This is a genomic window from Pseudoalteromonas sp. SIMBA_162, assembly GCF_046535955.1.
In the GTDB taxonomy this organism is placed as follows: domain Bacteria; phylum Pseudomonadota; class Gammaproteobacteria; order Enterobacterales; family Alteromonadaceae; genus Pseudoalteromonas; species Pseudoalteromonas marina.
This window is the reverse complement of the sequence record NZ_JAWJBQ010000844.1, coordinates 1-251: the sequence shown is the minus strand read 5'-3', so window position 1 is coordinate 251 and position 251 is coordinate 1. Positions and strand designations below refer to the sequence as shown.

Here is a 251-nt window from a genome sequence, read left to right as displayed (position 1 = left end):
ATGCGATAGCCCGGCAGACGATGCATGGCGCGGTTCTGGAAATACACCTCGCCACCGGTGGGCTGATAGAAGCCGGAGATGCAGTTGAAGACGGTGGTCTTGCCCGCACCGTTCGGCCCGATGACCGGCACCACCTCGCCCGGATGCACCTGCAACGTCACGCCGTCCACGGCCTTGAGGCCACCGAACTGCATGGTGAGATCGCGCACATCCAGCAATGGCGCTCCGCCCTCGGCGCGCGCCTGACGACG

Annotated in this window: 1 protein-coding gene; it reads right to left on the bottom strand. The window is 65.7% G+C overall.

Annotation, left to right across the window (positions count from 1 at the left end):
- Nucleotides 1-209, bottom strand: a 209-nt coding sequence (locus R0J88_RS22065) for an ATP-binding cassette domain-containing protein (protein WP_410901186.1), incomplete at its 3' end; no start/stop codon positions are given.
- Between the last annotated feature and the right edge of the window lie 42 nt (nucleotides 210-251).